Origin of the sequence: Micromonospora sp. NPDC047738 (genome assembly GCF_040642675.1) — a bacterium.
Classification (GTDB): domain Bacteria; phylum Actinomycetota; class Actinomycetes; order Mycobacteriales; family Micromonosporaceae; genus Micromonospora.
Map to the genome: position 1 here is coordinate 71,639 of NZ_JBEYSO010000001.1, position 16,027 is coordinate 87,665.

Sequence of the window (16,027 nt, forward strand, 5' to 3'; positions counted from 1 at the left end):
CGTACCGCGCCGTTGCGGCACCCGGCGCGGCGGGTGACCGTCCAGTCAGGGCGACCGTCGTACGGCCGCGTCGGCCGGCCGGGTCACGTCGGCCCGGCGCGCCCGCAGCGGCACCGTCACGGTCAGCACGCTGCCGTCCCGGTCCACCGAGGTCTGCCGGTCCAGCCGGCGTACGGCGCGCAGCATCGGGGTGTTCGCGGCGTGCACGTGCAGCAGCACGGCGGCGTAGCCGACCCGCTCGGCGTGCCCGAGCAGCCGCCGCAGCAGGGCCGAGCCCAGGCCGCGCCGCTGCCAGTCGTCCCGGACCAGCAGCGCCACCTCCGCCTCGTCGCCCTCGCCGAGCAGGTTGGCCAGCGCCACGACCGGCTCCGCCTCCCCGTCGGAGTCGGCCGTGGCGACCAGGGTGAGCCCACGGGCCGGCTCCAGCAGCCGCCGCAACCGGGCCGGTGACGGCAGGGCGGCGCTCAGGTAACGCCGCTGCCGGCTCCGCGCCGAGCAGGTCTCGTGCAGCTCCAGCACCCCCGGCAGGTCGTCCGTGGTGGCCGGCCGGACCAGCACCTCGGCCGAGTCGGGCAGCACCAGGGTCACCCGGTCGGCGTCGCGCCGGGCGACCGTGGCGGCGAGCTCCACCAGCGCCTGGGCCCGGGCGTACTCGGCCGGGGTGAAGCTCGGCTCCCGGCGGCGCAGCTCGTACGACCCGCCCGGCGGGTCGGCCAGCAGCATCGTCGTCGCGCCCACCCCGCCGGGCGGGCCGGCCGGCGTCGGCCGCCAGGCCACCGAGTCGGCGCCGAGCAGGGCACGCAGCGCCTCGCCGGCCGCCTCCGGGTCCCGGACCAGCCGGGTCGCCAGGCCGAGCACCCGGGTGGGCTGGTCGGCCAGGCCGCGCGCCTCGCTGCGCGCCACCCAGCAGTCCCGGCCGCGTCCCCGCTCGACGGCGGCCCGCAGGTCGGCCTCGGTGAGCTGGTCGGGCGCGTCGACCAGGAAGTCGTCGACCGCGCCCACCTCGGTGGTGTGCACCTGCACAGTGAGGATGTTGACCCCGCGCAACGCGAGGCTCGCCGTGAGCACCGACAGGTATCCCGGCCGGTCCTCGACGGTGGCTCGGATCCGCCACAGCGCCATGTCTGCTCCTTTCCCCACCACCAGACCCTGCCGCGCCGCTGTTGCGGGTCCGTTGCCCGGCGGTGACGCGGCGGGCACCCGTCACGTGACGCTGGTCACCGACGGCGCGCCGACCAGATCGAGCCGGTCGCCGAGGATCACCGCGCTGGCGCGGACCAGTTGGGCGAGCCGGTCCACCTCGGTGGCGTGGAACGCCGGGGCGGTGAGCGGCTCGGTGTGGTCCCGCGCCACCACCAGCACCAGGCCGGCGCGCCCGAACGGGGCGACCGCGTGGTGCCGGCCGTCCGGGCCGGCCATCGCCCGGGCCCGCAGCGGGGTCACCTCCGGCAGCCGGGGCGGGGTCGGCGTCCGCCAGCTCGCGTGCCCGACGGTGGCCTCACCCGCGCCGCCGCGGGAGGCCCAGTCCAGCGGTACGACCGCGGCCACCGCCCAGTCCGCGGCGAGCAGCCCCGGCACCGCGTCGACCAGGGTGGCGATCCCGTCGGTCGGGTTCGCCGCGATCTGGGCGAGCAGCTCAGCGTCCTGGCCGCTGGTGGTCGGCGCGCCGATCGCCCGCCACACCCCGTCCACCTGCACGCCGGGGATGGCGGCCAGCCCGGCCAGGAGGCGTTCGACCCGCGCCGCGCCCGGCCACACCACGGTGAAGTCGTCCACCGCCCGGCCGCCGAGTCGTTCCAGCACCACCACCTGCACGATGTCGGCCCCGGACACGCCGAGTGTGCGGGCCACCTGGCCGAGCGTGCCGGGCCGGTCCGGCAGGGTCACCCGAACTCTCAGCAGCATGTCTGATCCCTCCGCTCGGCGGGCCGGCCGAGACGGCCGGCAGGCTGGGCTCCAGCCTGCCGGTTGACCATTTCGCCCCGGTTGCAGCGCCATGTCCCGCCGGGAAAATCCGACCTTGACAAGAAAGCTGAGCTGCCATCAACTAATCGGATGACCGATCCGGCCGTCGACGCACCCTCGACCGGTTCGGCCCCCGGTGGCCTCGACCTCGAACGACTCGCCGCGTACCTGGCGGCGCACCGGCCCGAGCTGGTGGCCGGGCCGCTGACCGCGCGGCTGATCGCCGGGGGCAAGTCCAACCTGACCTACCTGCTGCGCGGCGGCGGTCGGGAGTTGGTGCTGCGCCGCCCGCCGCTCGGGCACGTGCTGGCCACCGCGCACGACATGGCCCGGGAGCACCGGGTGATCGCCGCGCTCGCCCCCACCGAGGTGCCGGTCCCCGCCGTGCTGCTGCTCTGCCCCGACGACACGGTGATCGGCGCGCCGTTCTACCTGATGGAGAAGGTCGACGGCGAGGTCTACCGGAGCCGGTCACAGACCGACCCGCTCACCGCCGGGCAGCGGCGCGACCTGGCCATGGCGATGATGGACACCCTCGCCGCGCTGCACACGGTCGAGCCGGCCGCGGTCGGGTTGGCCGACTTCGGCCGCCCCGACGGCTACCTGGCCCGGCAGGTACGCCGCTGGGCCGGCCAGCTCGACCGGTCCCGCAGCCGCCCGCTGCCCGCCATCGACGAACTGCGCGACGCGCTCGCCGGCAGCGTGCCGGAGGGCGCGAACGCCGGCCGGATCGTGCACGGCGACTACCGGCTGGACAATCTCCTCGCCGCGGTCGACCCGGTCGCCGTCCGGGCGGTGCTCGACTGGGAGATGGCCACCCTCGGCGACCCGCTGGCCGACCTGGGGCTGCTGCTGACCTACTGGGACGTGCTCGGCGACAGCGACGCCGCCGACGGCAACCCGGTCGCCGACGGCCTCGGCCCGCGTGCCGGCTTCCCCACCGGAGCCGAGCTGATCGACCGGTACGCCGGCCGCGGCGACGTCGACGTCGGCCCGCTGCACTGGCACGTGGCGCTCGGCTGCTTCAAGCTCGCAGTGATCTGCGAGGGAATCCACTACCGGCACACCCTCGGGCAGACGCTCGGCAGCGGCTTCGACCGGATCGGCGAGCTGGTGGCGCCGCTGGTCGAGCACGGTCTGCACGCGGTCAGGGGCAAATGATGGACTTCGCTTACGACGCCCGTACGGTCGAGCTGCGCGACCGGCTGGCAGCCTTCCTCACCGAGTGCGTGTACCCGGCCGAGCCGGTGCACGCCGAGCAGGTCGCCGCCGCCGGCGACCCGTGGGCGCGCCCGCCAATCATGGCCGAGCTGAAGGCCGAGGCCCGTTCGCGGGGCCTGTGGAACCTCTTCCTCCCCGATTCCCGGTACGGCGCCGGCCTGACCAACCTCCAGTACGCCCCGCTCGCCGAGCTGACCGGGCGCAGCCCGCACCTGGCCCCGGAGGCGCTGAACTGCGCCGCCCCGGACACCGGCAACATGGAGCTGCTCGCCGAGTTCGGCTCCGCGGCGCAGCGGGACCGCTGGCTGAAGCCCCTGCTGGCGGGGGAGATCCGCTCCGCGTTCTGCATGACCGAGCCGGAGGTGGCCTCCTCCGACGCCACCAACATCGCCACCCGGATCACCCGGGACGGCGACACCTTTGTCATCAACGGTCGCAAGTGGTGGTCGTCCGGGGCGATGGACCCGCGCTGCGAGATCCTCATCGTGATGGGGAAGACCGACCCGGGCGCCGAGCGGCACCGCCAGCAGAGCATGATCCTGGTCCCCCGGGACACCCCGGGCGTGACCGTACGCCGGGGCATGACGGTGTTCGGCTACTCCGACGCCCCGCACGGCGGCCACGCCGAGATCGACTTCTCCGACGTACGGGTGCCGGCAAAGAACCTGGTCGGCGCCGAGGGCGACGGCTTCGCCATCGCCCAGGCCCGGCTCGGCCCGGGGCGGATCCACCACTGCATGCGGCTGATCGGGATGGCCGAGCGGGCCCTGGAGTTGCTCTGCCGGCGGGCGCTGGACCGGGTCGCGTTCGGCCGACCCCTAGCCGAGCAGGGCGTGGTCCGGGAGTGGATCGCCGAGTCCCGGGTGCGCATCGAGCAGGCCCGGCTGCTGGTGCTCAAGACCGCCTGGCTGATGGACACCGTCGGCAACAAGGGCGCGCACACCGAGATCCAGGCCATCAAGATCGCCACGCCGGCGATGGCCGAGTGGGTGATCGACAAGGCCGTCCAGGCGTACGGCGGGGCCGGCGTCAGCCAGGACACCCCGCTCGCCGCACTGTGGGCGCAGGCCCGCACCCTCCGCCTGGCCGACGGCCCCGACGAGGTCCACAAGGCCTCCCTGGCCAAACGCGAACTCCGCCGCCACTCCTGACTCCACCCCCGCCGACCGCCGGGTTGATCATGAGCTTGGCCGGGACGAATCGGGCGATCCGCACCGCTAACCTCATGGTCAACGCGCCGGGGGCGCGCGGCCCGGTCGAGGCGGTCAGGCGGAGGCGCGGTGGATGAGCTTGGTGTCGAGGAGGACGTGCGGGGACACCTCCTCGCCGCGGATGCGGGAGACCAGCAGGCGGGCCATCTGCCGGCCCATCTCCTCCACCGGCTGGAAGACCGTGGTCAGCGGCGGCTCGGCCTGCCGGGCGATCGGGGCGTCGTCGAAGCCGATCACCGCCACGTCCTCGGGCACCCGGCGGCCGGCCTCGCGGAGCGCTCGCAGGGCGCCGAAGGCCATCAGGTCGGAGGCGACGAAAACCGCGTCCAGGTCCGGGCAGACCTCCAGCAGCCGGCGCATGCAGGCCGTGCCACTGCCCTCGCTGAAGTCGCCGTACGCGATCAGGTCCGGGTTCACCGCGCCGCCGGCGGCCTGGACGGCCTCCCGGTAGCCGGTCAGCCGGGCCAGGCCGGCACCCATGTCCTGGGGGCCGGCGATGGTGGCGACCCGCCGCCGCCCTCGTTCGAACAGGTGCTCCACCGCCTGCCGGGCACCGCCGACGTTGTCCACGTCGACGAACCAGGCCGGCTGGGCGTTCGGGTGCAGCATCCGGGCCGGCCGGCCGCCGAGCACGGTGGGCAGGCCGCGCTCCTCCAGCAGGGTGGGCAGCGGGTCGGCGTCGTGCAGGGAGAGCAGCAGCACGCCGTCCACGTGCTGGTTGGTCAGGTGGTGCTCGACCCGTTCCCGCTCGATCTGGGACTGCGCCATGGCCAGCCAGAGCTGCATCGGGGTCTCCAGCAGCGCGGAGCTGACGCCCCGGACGATGCCGGCGAAGAACGGCTCGGTGAAGACCCGCTCCCCCGACTCGGAGACCACCAGCGCCACCGAGTCGGTCCGCTGGGTCACCAGCGCCCGGGCGGCGCGGTTGGGCACGTACCCCAGCTCGGCGATCGCCGCCTGGACGGCGGCCCGGGCCTCGGGGCTGACCTGGGGCGAGCCGTTGACCACGCGAGAGACCGTGCCGCGCCCCACGCCGGCGCGCGCGGCGACCGCGTCCAGGGTCGGGCGCCCGAGCGACCGCGTGCGCTGCGTTGTCATCGTCTGCACCTCCGACGTCGGACGGATCCGGCACCTGCTTGGGCGTCGGTGCCGGGCCGCCCGTTACTGGCTGGCCTTCCGCCCTATTGTGCGGCCAGGCCGTTACGTCGGATCACCTCGGCGTACCACCTGGCGCTGGACTTGGGGATCCGGGCCTGGCTGTCGTAGTCGACGTACACCATCCCGAAGCGCTTGGTGTAGCCCCAGGCCCACTCGAAGTTGTCCAGCAGCGACCAGGCGAAATACCCCTTCAGCGGCACCCCGGCGCCGATCGCGTCGTGCGCGGCGCGCAGGTGCGCGTCGAAGTACGCCAGCCGGTCCGGGTCGTCCACCCGGCCGTCGATCACCGCGTCGACGAACGCGGAGCCGTTCTCGGTGACGTACAGCGGCAGGTCGGTGTAGTCCCGGTGGACGCGTTCCAGGGTCTCCACCAGGCCCGGGGCGTCGATCTCCCAGTCCATGTCGGTCACCGGCACCCCCCGGGTGACGAACCGGACGTCCGCACTGCCGGGCCAACAGGACGGCGCCCGCCAGTAGGCCTCCGCCCCGTCCCCGGGGACCGGTGCGGCGACCACGTACCGGCTGTAGTAGTTGACGCCCACCATGTCCAGCGGCGCCGAGATGATCCCCAGGTCGCCGTCGCGCACGTGCCCGAAGTCGGTGACCTGGCGCAGGTCGGCCTGCAGGTCCGCCGGGTACGCCCCGCGCAGCACCGGGTCGAGGAAGAACCGGTTGGCCAGCCCGTCGATGCGGCGGGCGGCGTCGGCGTCCGCGGGCGAGTCGGTGGCCGGGGTCACCGGGTAGAGGTTGAGCGTGATGCCGAGTTGCGCCTCCGGCCGGGCCGCCCGCACCGCCTGGACGGCCAGCCCGTGCCCGAGCATGAGGTGGTGCCCGGCCCGGACCGCGTCCGCCCCGTCCGAGCGGCCGGGCGCGTGCACGCCGGAGCCGTAGCCGAGGAACGCCGAGCACCACGGCTCGTTGAGGGTGGTGAAGTATCGCACCCGGTCGCCGAGCGCGTCGGCGACGAGCCGGGTGTAGTCGGCGAACCGGCCGGCGGTGTCGCGGGCCGGCCAGCCGCCGGCGTCCTCCAGTGGCTGGGGCAGGTCCCAGTGGTAGAGGGTGAGCCACGGCTCGATGCCGTGGGCCAGCAACTCGTCGACCAGCCGCCGGTAGAAGTCCAGTCCCGCCTGGTTGGCCGGCCCGGCGCCGCCCGGCTGGACCCGCGGCCAGGAGATCGAGAACCGGTACGACTTCAGGCCCAGGTCGGCCATCAGCCGTACGTCCGCGGGCATCCGGTGGTAGTGGTCGCAGGCCACGTCACCGGTGTGCCCGGCCACCGTCCGGCCCTCGGTGTGGCTGAAGGTGTCCCAGATCGACGGGGTCCGGCCGCCCTCGGCCGCCGCCCCCTCGATCTGGTACGCCGCGGTCGCCGCACCCCACAGGAAGCCGGGCGGGAAGGTGCGTTCCGGACCCTGGTCGAGGACCTCGACGGCGGGTGGGCTGGCTGGGTTGCTCACGACTTGACGGCGCCTTCCATGATTCCGCCGATGATCTGGCGGCCGAAGATGATGAACACGACCAACAGCGGCAGGGTCGCCAGCGCGGTGCCGGCGAACAGGGCCACGTAGTCCGTCTGGTACGGCCCGGACGAGAGGATCTTCAGGGAGTATTGCACCGTCGGGGTGTCCGGGGTGAGCACGATGAACGGCCAGAGGAACTCGTTCCAGGTCTGCATGAAGGTCAGCAGGCCGAGCACCGCCGCCGCCGGCCGCAGCGCGGGCAGCACCACGTTCCAGTAGATCCGCCAGGTGGAGCAGCCGTCGAGTCGGGCCGCCTCGATCAGCTCATCGCTGATCGCGGACATCGCGTACTGGCGCATCATGAACACCCCGAAGCCCTGCACCAGGAACGGCACGATGACCGCCTGCAGGGTGCCCGTCCACCCGAGATCCACCATCATCAGGTAGAGCGGGATGACGCCGAGTTGGGTCGGCACCATCATGGTCAGGATGATGACCAGCAGCAGCGCGTTGCTGCCCCGGAACCTGAGCTTCGCGAAGGCGAAGCCGGCCAGGCTGGAGAAGAAGATCACCGAGATGGTGACCACGCTCGACACGACGGCCGAGTTGACCAGACCGTAAACGAACGAAGCGTCCTCGTTGGCGAGCATCCGGTCGATGTTGGTGAACAACTGGTCGCCGGGGCTCGGCGGCATCTCGTAGACCGCACCGTTGTCCCGGGAGGCGATGATGAACGACCAGATGATCGGAAAGATCGACAACACGCAGCCGATGATCAGCGCGAGGTAGGTCAGCGGGCTGGCCTGCCAGAGCTGTACGCCGGGGGTGCGCCGGCGGCGTCGCGGGGCCGGCGGTGGTGGGGCCACCGCCCGGGGAAGGGTCTGCGCGGTGGTCACTTCTGCTCCCCCTTCACCGACCGGCGTACGAGCGCAAAGTTGATCAGCGCGAAGATGATGATCATCATGAAGAGCAACCAGGACATCGCCGAGCCGTACCCGTACTCGGCGTTGCCGGTGAAGGTCCGCTCGTAGATGTACATGGCCAGGGTCTGAAACTGGTGGTCGGCGCCACCGCGGACCAGACCGAACCCGTACATCAGGGGCTCGGTGAAGATCTGGAAGCCACCGATGGTGGAGATGATGACCGTGAAGAGGATCGTCGGCCGAATCAGCGGCACGGTGATCGCCCAGAACTGCCGCCAGGCCGAGGCACCGTCCAACGCGGCCGACTCGTACAGGTCCTTCGGGATGGCCTGCATGGCGCCGAGGTAGATCAGCGCGTTGTAGCCGGTCCACCGCCAGTCGACCATGAAGGCGACCGCGAACCAGGAGGCGTAGCGGTTGTCCCGCCAGGCGATCGGATCGACGCCCACGGTGCCGAGCAGCCAGTTGATCAGGCCGTACCGGTCCGCGAAGATCAGCGCGAAGATGATCCCGACCGCGGCCACCGAGGTGATGTTGGGGATGAGAATGCCCATCCGCAGCAGCGTGCGGGCCCGCATCTGCCGGTTCAGCAGGTTGGCGATGATCAACGCCACGATGAGCTGCGGCACGGTGCTGAGGATGAAGATCCCGATGGTGTTGTAGGCCGCGTTCCAGAACTGGGCGTCCGCCATCAGCTCCCGGTAGTTCTCCAGCCCCGCGAACTCCTTGGTGCCGCTGAGCAACTCGTAGTCGAAGAGCGAGACGTAGGCGGTGTAGAGGACCGGGAAGAGGCCGAAGATCCCGAAGAGCACGAAGAACGGGGCGATGTAGAGGTACGGCGAGTAGGTGATGTCCCAACGGCCGAGCCGGTACGACCGGCGCCGGCGCGGCGGGGCGGGCGGGGGTGGCGAGGCGGCATGCGACGGTGGCACCGCGCCGACAGTGGAACGCATTGCGGGTCCCTTCCGGGGAGTTGGGCGTTGGTGACCTCGCGGCGGCGCCCACACCCGGGCCGGGTGTGGGCGCCGCCACCGGTCCGCGGGCCCTGGACGCCTGCGGGCTCGGCGGGTCACCGGCGACTCAGCTGGCCGCCTTCCTGGCCTCGTCCATCGCCTTCTTCCAGGCGGCTTCCGAACTGAGCTGGCCGCGCTCAGCCGCCTGCATCTGCGGCTCGACGATGGTCTCCCAGATCTGCTGGTGCTTGGCGCCGAGGAAGATCGGCTTCATGTTCTTGACGCTCGCACCGAAGATCTGGCCGGTGGGCGCGCCGCTGAAGTAGTCGCTCGTCTTGTCCTTGAACGCCGGGTCCTCGAGGCCGGCGATGTCGGACGGCATGGCGCCCGCCTCCTTGAACGCCGCGAGGTGCCCCTCCTTGCTGGTCAGGTACTTGGCCAGCAGGTACGCCTCCTTCGGGTGCTTGGTCTGGGCCGGGATGGCGAGGTAGGAACCACCCCAGTTACCGCCACCGCCGGGGATCGTGGCGATGTCCCACTTGCCGGCGTTCGCCGGGCCCGAGCGCTGGGCGATGACGCCCTCGGTCATCCAGGCCGGGCAGGGGAGGGTGGCGAACGCGGAATTCTTGAAAGCGGCGTCCCAGTCGGCGCTCCACCGCTGCGCCTTGGCGGTCAGCCCGTCGGCGGCCATCTGCAGGCCCAGGTCCCAGGTCTGCTTGATCACCGGGTTGGTGTCGCCGATGAACTTGTTGTCCCTGTCGAAGAAGAAGGTCTCCGAGTTCTGCATGACGTACGGCTGCATCAGGCTGGTCGCGCTGTCCAGCCAGGCCGCCTTGACCTTGCCGCTGGCCTTGAACTCCTTGCCCAGCGCGATGTAGTCCGGCCAGGTGCTGATCCGCTTGGCGACCGCGTCCCGGTCCGTGGGCAGGCCGGCCTGCTGGAACAGGTCCTTGCGATAGCACATGGCCAGGCCGCCGACGTCGGTGCCGAGGCCGATCAGCTTCTTCCCGTCCGGCGTCAGGGCGTTGTTCCACTTCCACTCGGGGAAGTTGGCCTTCAGCTCACCAGCGCCCAGGTCGAGCAGGTTGGCGAACTTGTCGTGGTTCTGGACGTACCCGAGCAGGACGCCCTCCTCGAGACCGACCACGTCGCCGGCGCCACTGCCCGCGGCGAGCCACTGCACCAGCTTCGGCTGGAAGTCGCGCAGCTCGCCCATCTTCTGGTGCTCGACCTTGATGTTCGGGTTGGCCGCCTCAAAGTCCTTGATGGCCTGGTCATAGCCGAAGTTCTGGAAAGTCTGCAGGACCAGCTTGACCTGGCCGCCCCCGCCGGCCGACCCCTCGTCCTCGCTCTTCTTGCTGCACGCCGTGCTGCCGAGAGCCACGCCCGCGGCGAGCGCGGCAACCGCGACAGTTCGGAGCCGGCGCCTGATGACGCTCATCCCTGACCCCTCTCAGGTGGTAACTCGTGTGGTGGTTGTTGACCCGCGCCGCCCGTCGGCACGGCGGGTCAGGTGGTGGGGTTGTTCCGGTTTCCGGGACGCCACCGCGACGGGCGATGTGGCTTGGAACACGCCGTCGGGAGCGCTCCCATGAGCTTGCCGATGCGCTTCGAGGGGTGTCAACAGCGCTGTGGGAGCGTTCCCAGATTGTTACCGGGCGACGGTTCCACCGAGCCGGTCGAGGGTGCGGCAAACCGAGACCGGCCCCTGGCCGCCGCGCGGCCAGCGGGTCAGCAGAAGCGGCGCAGCAGGGTGGTGGCCCGGGCGGCGTCGAACGAGTCCGGGTCGAACCCGTCGGCGACCCAGTCCCGCATCGCCTCGTGCTCGGGGTGGGCCGGGTCGGCCAGTGCGGCCAGCAGGACGGCGTACCCGGACGGGCCGCCCACGTTCTCCGGCGGGCAGGCGCGCTCCCCCTCCAGGCAGGACGGGTAGCGCTCGTCCGGGTCGGCGGTGCAGGAGTCCTCCACCACCAGGTCGTGCTCCCACCAGTCGCCGAAGTCGTAGGTGTAGCGGAACCGGCCGCCCTTGCCCAACACCTCGTCCAACCGGACGTCCAACTCGTCGCGGAACGCCAGATCGCCGTCCGGGTCGGGTTCGCCGTACTGGCAGCCGTCGATCTCGAACGAGTGCAGGTGGCAGTCGCGCCAGCCCATCGCGTGCTGCACCACCCGGTGCAGCCGGTCCAGGGTGTAACCACCGGGAACCCGCACCCGCCGCCACACCGTCGGCCGGACCCCGGCGAGGGAGACCTTCAGCTGGAAGATCTGACGCGGCATGCTGTCCCATCCTTCCCCGACATAGGCTGCCAGCATGATCTGCCGAGCGTGCCGGGAGCGGCGGCACGACGACTGTCCTGGCCGGAAGTGGTGCGACTGCCAGCACCGTACCCCCGAACCCACCCCTCCGGTCACCGGTCCGGCCGGCGAATGACCGACGGGATGCCGATTTCGCGGGTCTGGCCGGCACCCGCGACCGGGCCGCTGACCGACCCGGAACTGGCCGCCCTCTACGGCCGCGCCGCCCGGCCCCACCTGCGGGTGAACTTCGTGGCCAGCGCCGACGGGGCGGTTTCGCTCGACGGGTTCTCGGCCGGGCTCTCCGGAGAGCCGGACAAGCGGGTCTTCGGGCTGCTGCGGATGCTCTGCGACGGGCTGGTGGTGGCCGCCGGCACGCTGCGCCACGAGGGCTACCGGGCGGTCCGGCTCGACCAGGCACGCCGGGCCTGGCGCCGGGAGCACGGCCTGGCCGAATATCCGACCCTGGTGGTGGTCTCCGGCTCGCTCGACCTGGACCCGGCCCAGGCGGCCTTCGCCGACGCGCCGGTCCGGCCGCTGGTGCTCACCCGGGCCGCCGCCGAGCCGCCACCCGGGCTCACCGACGTGGCGGAGCTGGTGCGGTGCGGCCAGGAGCAGGTCGATCTCGCCGCCGGCCTGGCCGAGCTGCGCCGCCGGGGGCTCGGCCAACTGCTCTGCGAGGGCGGCCCGTACCTGTTCGGCGCGCTCACCGCGGCCGACCTGGTCGACGAACTCTGCCTCACCGTCGCGCCGCTGCTCGCCGGGGCCGGCCCGGGCCGAATCACCGCCGGGGCCGGCAGCACCACGCGCCACCTGCCGCTGCGCCACGTGCTGGCCGCCGAGGACGGGGTGCTGATGCTGCGCTACGCCCGCGACCCGGGCCACCCGCCGCCCGCCGGATCCGCCCCCGCCGCCTGACCCGACCGACCTGATCGACCCCGGGTCGGCGATGTGGTGGGGTCCACGGCGGCCGGATGCCACCGGATCGGCGAGGCGGGTAGGCGCCGCCGGGTACGGCGAAGGGCGCGGGCACACCCGGGAGGGCGAGCCCGCGCCCCTGGCGACGCGGCGGGACCGGGGCCAGCGGCGGAGGAGACCGCCGGCCGCGGTTCAGCGGGTCAGTTGACGGAGCCGGCCGACCAGGCGGCGGCTGGTGCGGTCAGCGCGGCTCGCAGACCCGGCCGGTCAGCGCCGGATCCCCTTCCCGGGTCGCCGACCACAGGGGGTTGAGCGCGAGAACCAGCGGGGGTGCCTGCCAGGCGGCGCCCAACTGCTGGAGCAGCGCGTACTCCCGGCGGGGCTGCGCCACCGGCTCGCCGGCCAGGAAGGCCTCCACCCGGTCCTCCACCGCCCGCCGCCCGATCAGGCCGCCGTGGAACGCCGGCTCCTGATAGACCGGGATGCGGCTGTACTCACCGGGTGGCGCCTCGGCGGCGCTGACCGTGGGCAGGAAAGCGATCATCCGGACCCCCGGCACCGGGCAGAGGATCCGGTTGCGATAGAACGGCGCGTCGACCAGCACCGAGCGGACGAACGGCTCGTCGGGATGGTCCTTGACCGGCCGGGGGAGATTCGCGAGCCAGAACAGCACCCGCAGCTCCCAGCCCGCCGCGACCCCCCAGCCCTCGTGCCCCGGCGGCGGGTAGTAGGTCCGCCCCGCCTGGACCAACGGGCTGAACATCACCACGGCGCTGACCGGGCCACGGGGCAGCCGCTCCAGGTAGGTACGCGCCACCATGGAACCCTCGCTGTTGCCGAACAGGGCGATCGGTCGGCCGGTGCGGTGGTGCAGCGCGTCCACCTGCGCGGCGAGCAGGGCGCTGCTGGAGTCGAGCGACCGGTGGGTCGCCTCCGGCGGGTACGGCAGCGGCCGGCCGTGCGCATCCAGCCCGCGGTAGGAGAAGCGCTCGACCCGGGGATCGGCGGACGGCTCGCCGTCCCAGCGCGAATCGTGCCCGCTGAGGACGATGATCGCGTACGGCACCCGGTCGGACAGCCGGTCGCTGAGGATCGGGGGCATCCACGGGCCGTGCCGGCCACCTCCGGCGACCCCGACCAGCGCCTCGGCCCAGACCGCCCCCACCACGGCCAGCCCGATCGCGATCGGGGCGACCGGGAGCCGGGGCAGCCGGACCCGGGCCGGCAGCACGGCGGCGGCCACCGCCCGCCGCCACAGCAGCCCGTTGACCACCCCGGTCAGCGCGGCCACCCCGACCGCCCACCAGCCGGGGACGCTGGAGATCAGCGCGCCGGCCAGGGTCAGCACCAGGAAGTTCAGCGACGACCAGCCGAACAGCTCGATCGTGGGCAGCCCGCGCCACCAGCCGGCGGCCACGCCGGCCCGGGCCAGGAAGGGGGCGAGCACTAGCATCGGGACCAGCGAGGCGAACAGGTACCAGGAGAGCGACACCGCGGAGAAGGCGACCGAGAGCGCGGCCCACGGCGAGATGACCAGCGCGGCCAGCACCGCCACCGACAGGTTGCGCCGGACCAGCCAATTCCAGGCGGGACGCGCCGCGCCGGCCGGCCACGCCAGCGCGGTCAGCCCGGCGGAGAGCAGCCCGCGGGCCACCGTGACCGTCACCAGCCCGAGCAGGAAGGTGCCCCACGAGTCGTGGTACACCAGCAGCCAGCGCAGGTCGTGGTACGAGTCGTAGGGCCAGACGGCGGTGGCCTGCGGGGTGAGTCCCCGGGCGGCGCGGATGCCGAACGCCATCAGCAGCCCGCCCTCGAGCATCGGCGGCAGCGCGGCGAGCACGAGCAGCGCGACCACCCGGCGCCGTGTCGATGTCACGTCCACTCCCCGCTCCCCCGGCCTCCTGAGGATCTCGCGGATCAGTCACCGGTGGGATGGGAATCGCACGGAGAGGCGTACCGTCCGTGGCCATCCGACCCCGCTGGGCAAGCTCGGCGGACGCGGGCCGTGGCGTCCGCCGCGTCGCGTGGCAACCTGTCGCATCCCTCGGGCAGGATGCACCTCGTGCGCCGCGAACGGGACGACCAGCCGACCGGAGATTGCCGATGACCGACGACCTGCTCGACGGCCCCGGCGACGGGGTCGGCCGGGTGCTCGGCACCGCCGACGCCACCCCGCTCACCTTCTGGACCGCCGTCGCCCCCGGCAGCTACCTGCAGCTCGACGACGTGGTGGTCACCCGCCGCGAGCTGCCCGACCGGGAGCCGGTGACCATCGCCGGCGTGGTCACCCAGGTGCGAGCCCGACACGAGGGCGCGCAGTTCGACTCCGACGTCTTCGCCATCGCCGACGGCACGCTCCCCGCGCAGGTGCAGGAGGCGGCCGAGGTCACCACCACCCGGGTCGACCCCGAGTTCTACGTGCCGCCCACCCCGGGTGCGGTGGTGCACCGGGCCGAGGGCGACGCCCGGGCCCGGGCGCTGCACTTCGACCGGATGGAGCGGCGCATCCCGATGGGCATGGGCCGCGACGGCGTGCCGGTCTACCTCAACGCCGACTTCCTCGACGGCACGCGGGGCGCGCACGTCTCCATCTCCGGCATCTCCGGGGTGGCCACCAAGACCAGCTTCGCCACCTTCCTGCTCTACTCGGTCTTCCGCTCGGGCGTGCTCGGCGGCGACGCGGTCAACGCCAAGGCGCTGATCTTCAACGTCAAGGGCGAGGATCTGCTCTTCCTCGACCACCCGAACGCCCGGCTCGACGACGACACCCGGGCCGGGTACGCGAAGCTCGGGCTGGCCGCCGGCGCCTTCCCCGACGTGCGGGTGTACGCGCCGCCCCGGGTCGGTGACTCCTCCGGCACGCCGGACGTGAGCAGTCGGCTCACCGGCGTGGACAGCTTCTACTGGACGCTGAGCGAGTTCTGCGCCGACCGGCTGCTGCCCTACGTCTTCGCCGACGCCGACGACGAGCGCCAGCAGTACACGATGGTGGTCCACTCGGTCGCCGCCCACCTGGCCCGGTACGCCCAGCCCGCCGACGGCGGGGTGAGCATCGACGGGGTCCGCCTCGGGTCGTACGCCGACCTGGTCGACCACATCGTCGAGCAGCTCAACGACGACGAGACCCGGGGCGACTGGGCGGGCAGCGCGGTCGGCCTGGGCACGGTCAACGCGTTCGCCCGCCGGCTGATCGGCAGCAAGAAGGACCTCGGCCGGCTGATCCGGGGCGACCTGGCCACCCGCCGCCCGCACTCGATCAACACCGCGGAGAGCGCCCAGGTCACCGTGGTCGACCTGCACAACCTGCCGGACCGGGCACAGCGCTTCGTGGTGGGCGTGACGCTCAAGAGCGAGTTCGAACGCAAGGAGAAGGCCGGCACCGCCAAGCCGCTGCTCTTCGTCGTCCTCGACGAGCTCAACAAGTACGCCCCGCGCGAGGGCTCCTCCCCGATCAAGGAGGTGCTGCTCGACATCGCCGAGCGGGGCCGCTCACTCGGGGTGATCCTGGTCGGCGCGCAGCAGACAGCCAGCGAGGTGGAGCGGCGGATCGTGACCAACTCGGCGATCCGGGTGGTCGGCCGGCTCGACCCGGCCGAGGCGTCCCGCCCGGAATACGGCTTCCTCCCGCCCGCCCAGCGGCAGCGGGCCCTGCTGGCCAAGCCGGGCACCATGTTCGTCAACCAGCCCGACATCCCGGTCCCGCTCTGCCTGGAGTTCCCCTTCCCGGCCTGGGCCACCCGGGTCTCCGAGGCCGGCCGCGCGCCGTCGGAGACACTGCGCTCGATCACCCAGGCGGCCGACCCGTTTGCGGTGGTGGGCTCCGGCACCTCCGACGACGACATCCCGTTCTAGGAGGCGTGAGCGACCGGTGAGCGCGAGCAGCGCAGCGCGGCGGAGCCCCGCAGTCGCGAACGAAAGGTTGG

At 72.7% G+C, this 16,027-nt stretch carries 13 protein-coding genes; 4 read left to right on the plus strand and 9 right to left on the minus strand.

The features are described from left to right. Window positions 1-45 precede the first annotated feature (45 nt). Together ABZ783_RS00390 and ABZ783_RS00395 are read right to left on the minus strand one after the other, a co-directional pair. Window positions 46-1,122, minus strand: a complete 1,077-nt coding sequence (locus ABZ783_RS00390; protein ID WP_357433242.1) for a GNAT family N-acetyltransferase — start codon at window positions 1,120-1,122, stop codon at window positions 46-48. 81 nt (window positions 1,123-1,203) lie between these two features. Further along, window positions 1,204-1,905, minus strand: a complete 702-nt coding sequence (locus ABZ783_RS00395) for an amino acid-binding protein (protein WP_357433244.1) — start codon at window positions 1,903-1,905, stop codon at window positions 1,204-1,206. Window positions 1,906-2,055: 150 nt separating this feature from the next. Between ABZ783_RS00395 and ABZ783_RS00400 the strand changes: the two genes are divergently transcribed. Beyond that, window positions 2,056-3,126, plus strand: a complete 1,071-nt coding sequence (locus ABZ783_RS00400) for a phosphotransferase family protein (protein WP_357433246.1) — start codon at window positions 2,056-2,058, stop codon at window positions 3,124-3,126. After that, the gene (locus ABZ783_RS00405) at window positions 3,126-4,337 is read left to right on the plus strand and encodes an acyl-CoA dehydrogenase family protein (RefSeq protein ID WP_357433248.1); all 1,212 of its coding nucleotides are present in this window, start codon (window positions 3,126-3,128) and stop codon (window positions 4,335-4,337) included. The genes ABZ783_RS00400 and ABZ783_RS00405 overlap by 1 nt, the downstream gene beginning before the upstream one ends. A 114-nt stretch (window positions 4,338-4,451) precedes the next feature. Here the strand turns inward: ABZ783_RS00405 and ABZ783_RS00410 are convergent, their stop codons facing one another. The 6 genes from ABZ783_RS00410 to ABZ783_RS00435 form a co-directional block, all read right to left on the minus strand. Beyond that, entirely contained in the window at window positions 4,452-5,495 is a 1,044-nt protein-coding gene (locus ABZ783_RS00410; protein ID WP_357433250.1) for a LacI family DNA-binding transcriptional regulator, read from the minus strand. Between the two features lie 83 nt (window positions 5,496-5,578). Continuing rightward, the gene (locus ABZ783_RS00415) at window positions 5,579-7,012 is read right to left on the minus strand and encodes a GH1 family beta-glucosidase (protein ID WP_357433252.1); all 1,434 of its coding nucleotides are present in this window, start codon (window positions 7,010-7,012) and stop codon (window positions 5,579-5,581) included. Then, a complete protein-coding gene (locus ABZ783_RS00420) occupies window positions 7,009-7,881 on the minus strand; it encodes a carbohydrate ABC transporter permease (RefSeq protein ID WP_357434278.1) in 873 nt (290 codons plus the stop codon). Before ABZ783_RS00420 ends, ABZ783_RS00415 begins: the two co-directional genes overlap by 4 nt. Window positions 7,882-7,907: 26 nt before the next feature. Further along, entirely contained in the window at window positions 7,908-8,891 is a 984-nt protein-coding gene (locus ABZ783_RS00425) for a sugar ABC transporter permease (protein WP_357433254.1), read from the minus strand. 127 nt (window positions 8,892-9,018) lie between these two features. Next, entirely contained in the window at window positions 9,019-10,332 is a 1,314-nt protein-coding gene (locus tag ABZ783_RS00430; RefSeq protein ID WP_357433255.1) for an extracellular solute-binding protein, read from the minus strand. Window positions 10,333-10,622: 290 nt separating this feature from the next. Continuing rightward, on the minus strand, window positions 10,623-11,168 hold the full coding sequence (locus ABZ783_RS00435; RefSeq protein WP_357433257.1) for a plasmid pRiA4b ORF-3 family protein: 546 nt from the start codon (window positions 11,166-11,168) through the stop codon (window positions 10,623-10,625). Window positions 11,169-11,318: 150 nt separating this feature from the next. Between ABZ783_RS00435 and ABZ783_RS00440 the strand changes: the two genes are divergently transcribed. Further along, entirely contained in the window at window positions 11,319-12,104 is a 786-nt protein-coding gene (locus tag ABZ783_RS00440) for a pyrimidine reductase family protein (protein WP_357433259.1), read from the plus strand. A gap of 241 nt (window positions 12,105-12,345) precedes the next feature. Here the strand turns inward: ABZ783_RS00440 and ABZ783_RS00445 are convergent, their stop codons facing one another. Further along, window positions 12,346-13,923, minus strand: a complete 1,578-nt coding sequence (locus tag ABZ783_RS00445) for a hypothetical protein (RefSeq protein WP_357434279.1) — start codon at window positions 13,921-13,923, stop codon at window positions 12,346-12,348. Between the two features lie 284 nt (window positions 13,924-14,207). On the opposite strand from ABZ783_RS00445, the gene ABZ783_RS00450 reads away from it, so the two are divergent. After that, a complete protein-coding gene (locus ABZ783_RS00450; RefSeq protein WP_357433261.1) occupies window positions 14,208-15,956 on the plus strand; it encodes an ATP-binding protein in 1,749 nt (582 codons plus the stop codon). The last annotated feature ends 71 nt before the right edge of the window (window positions 15,957-16,027 follow it).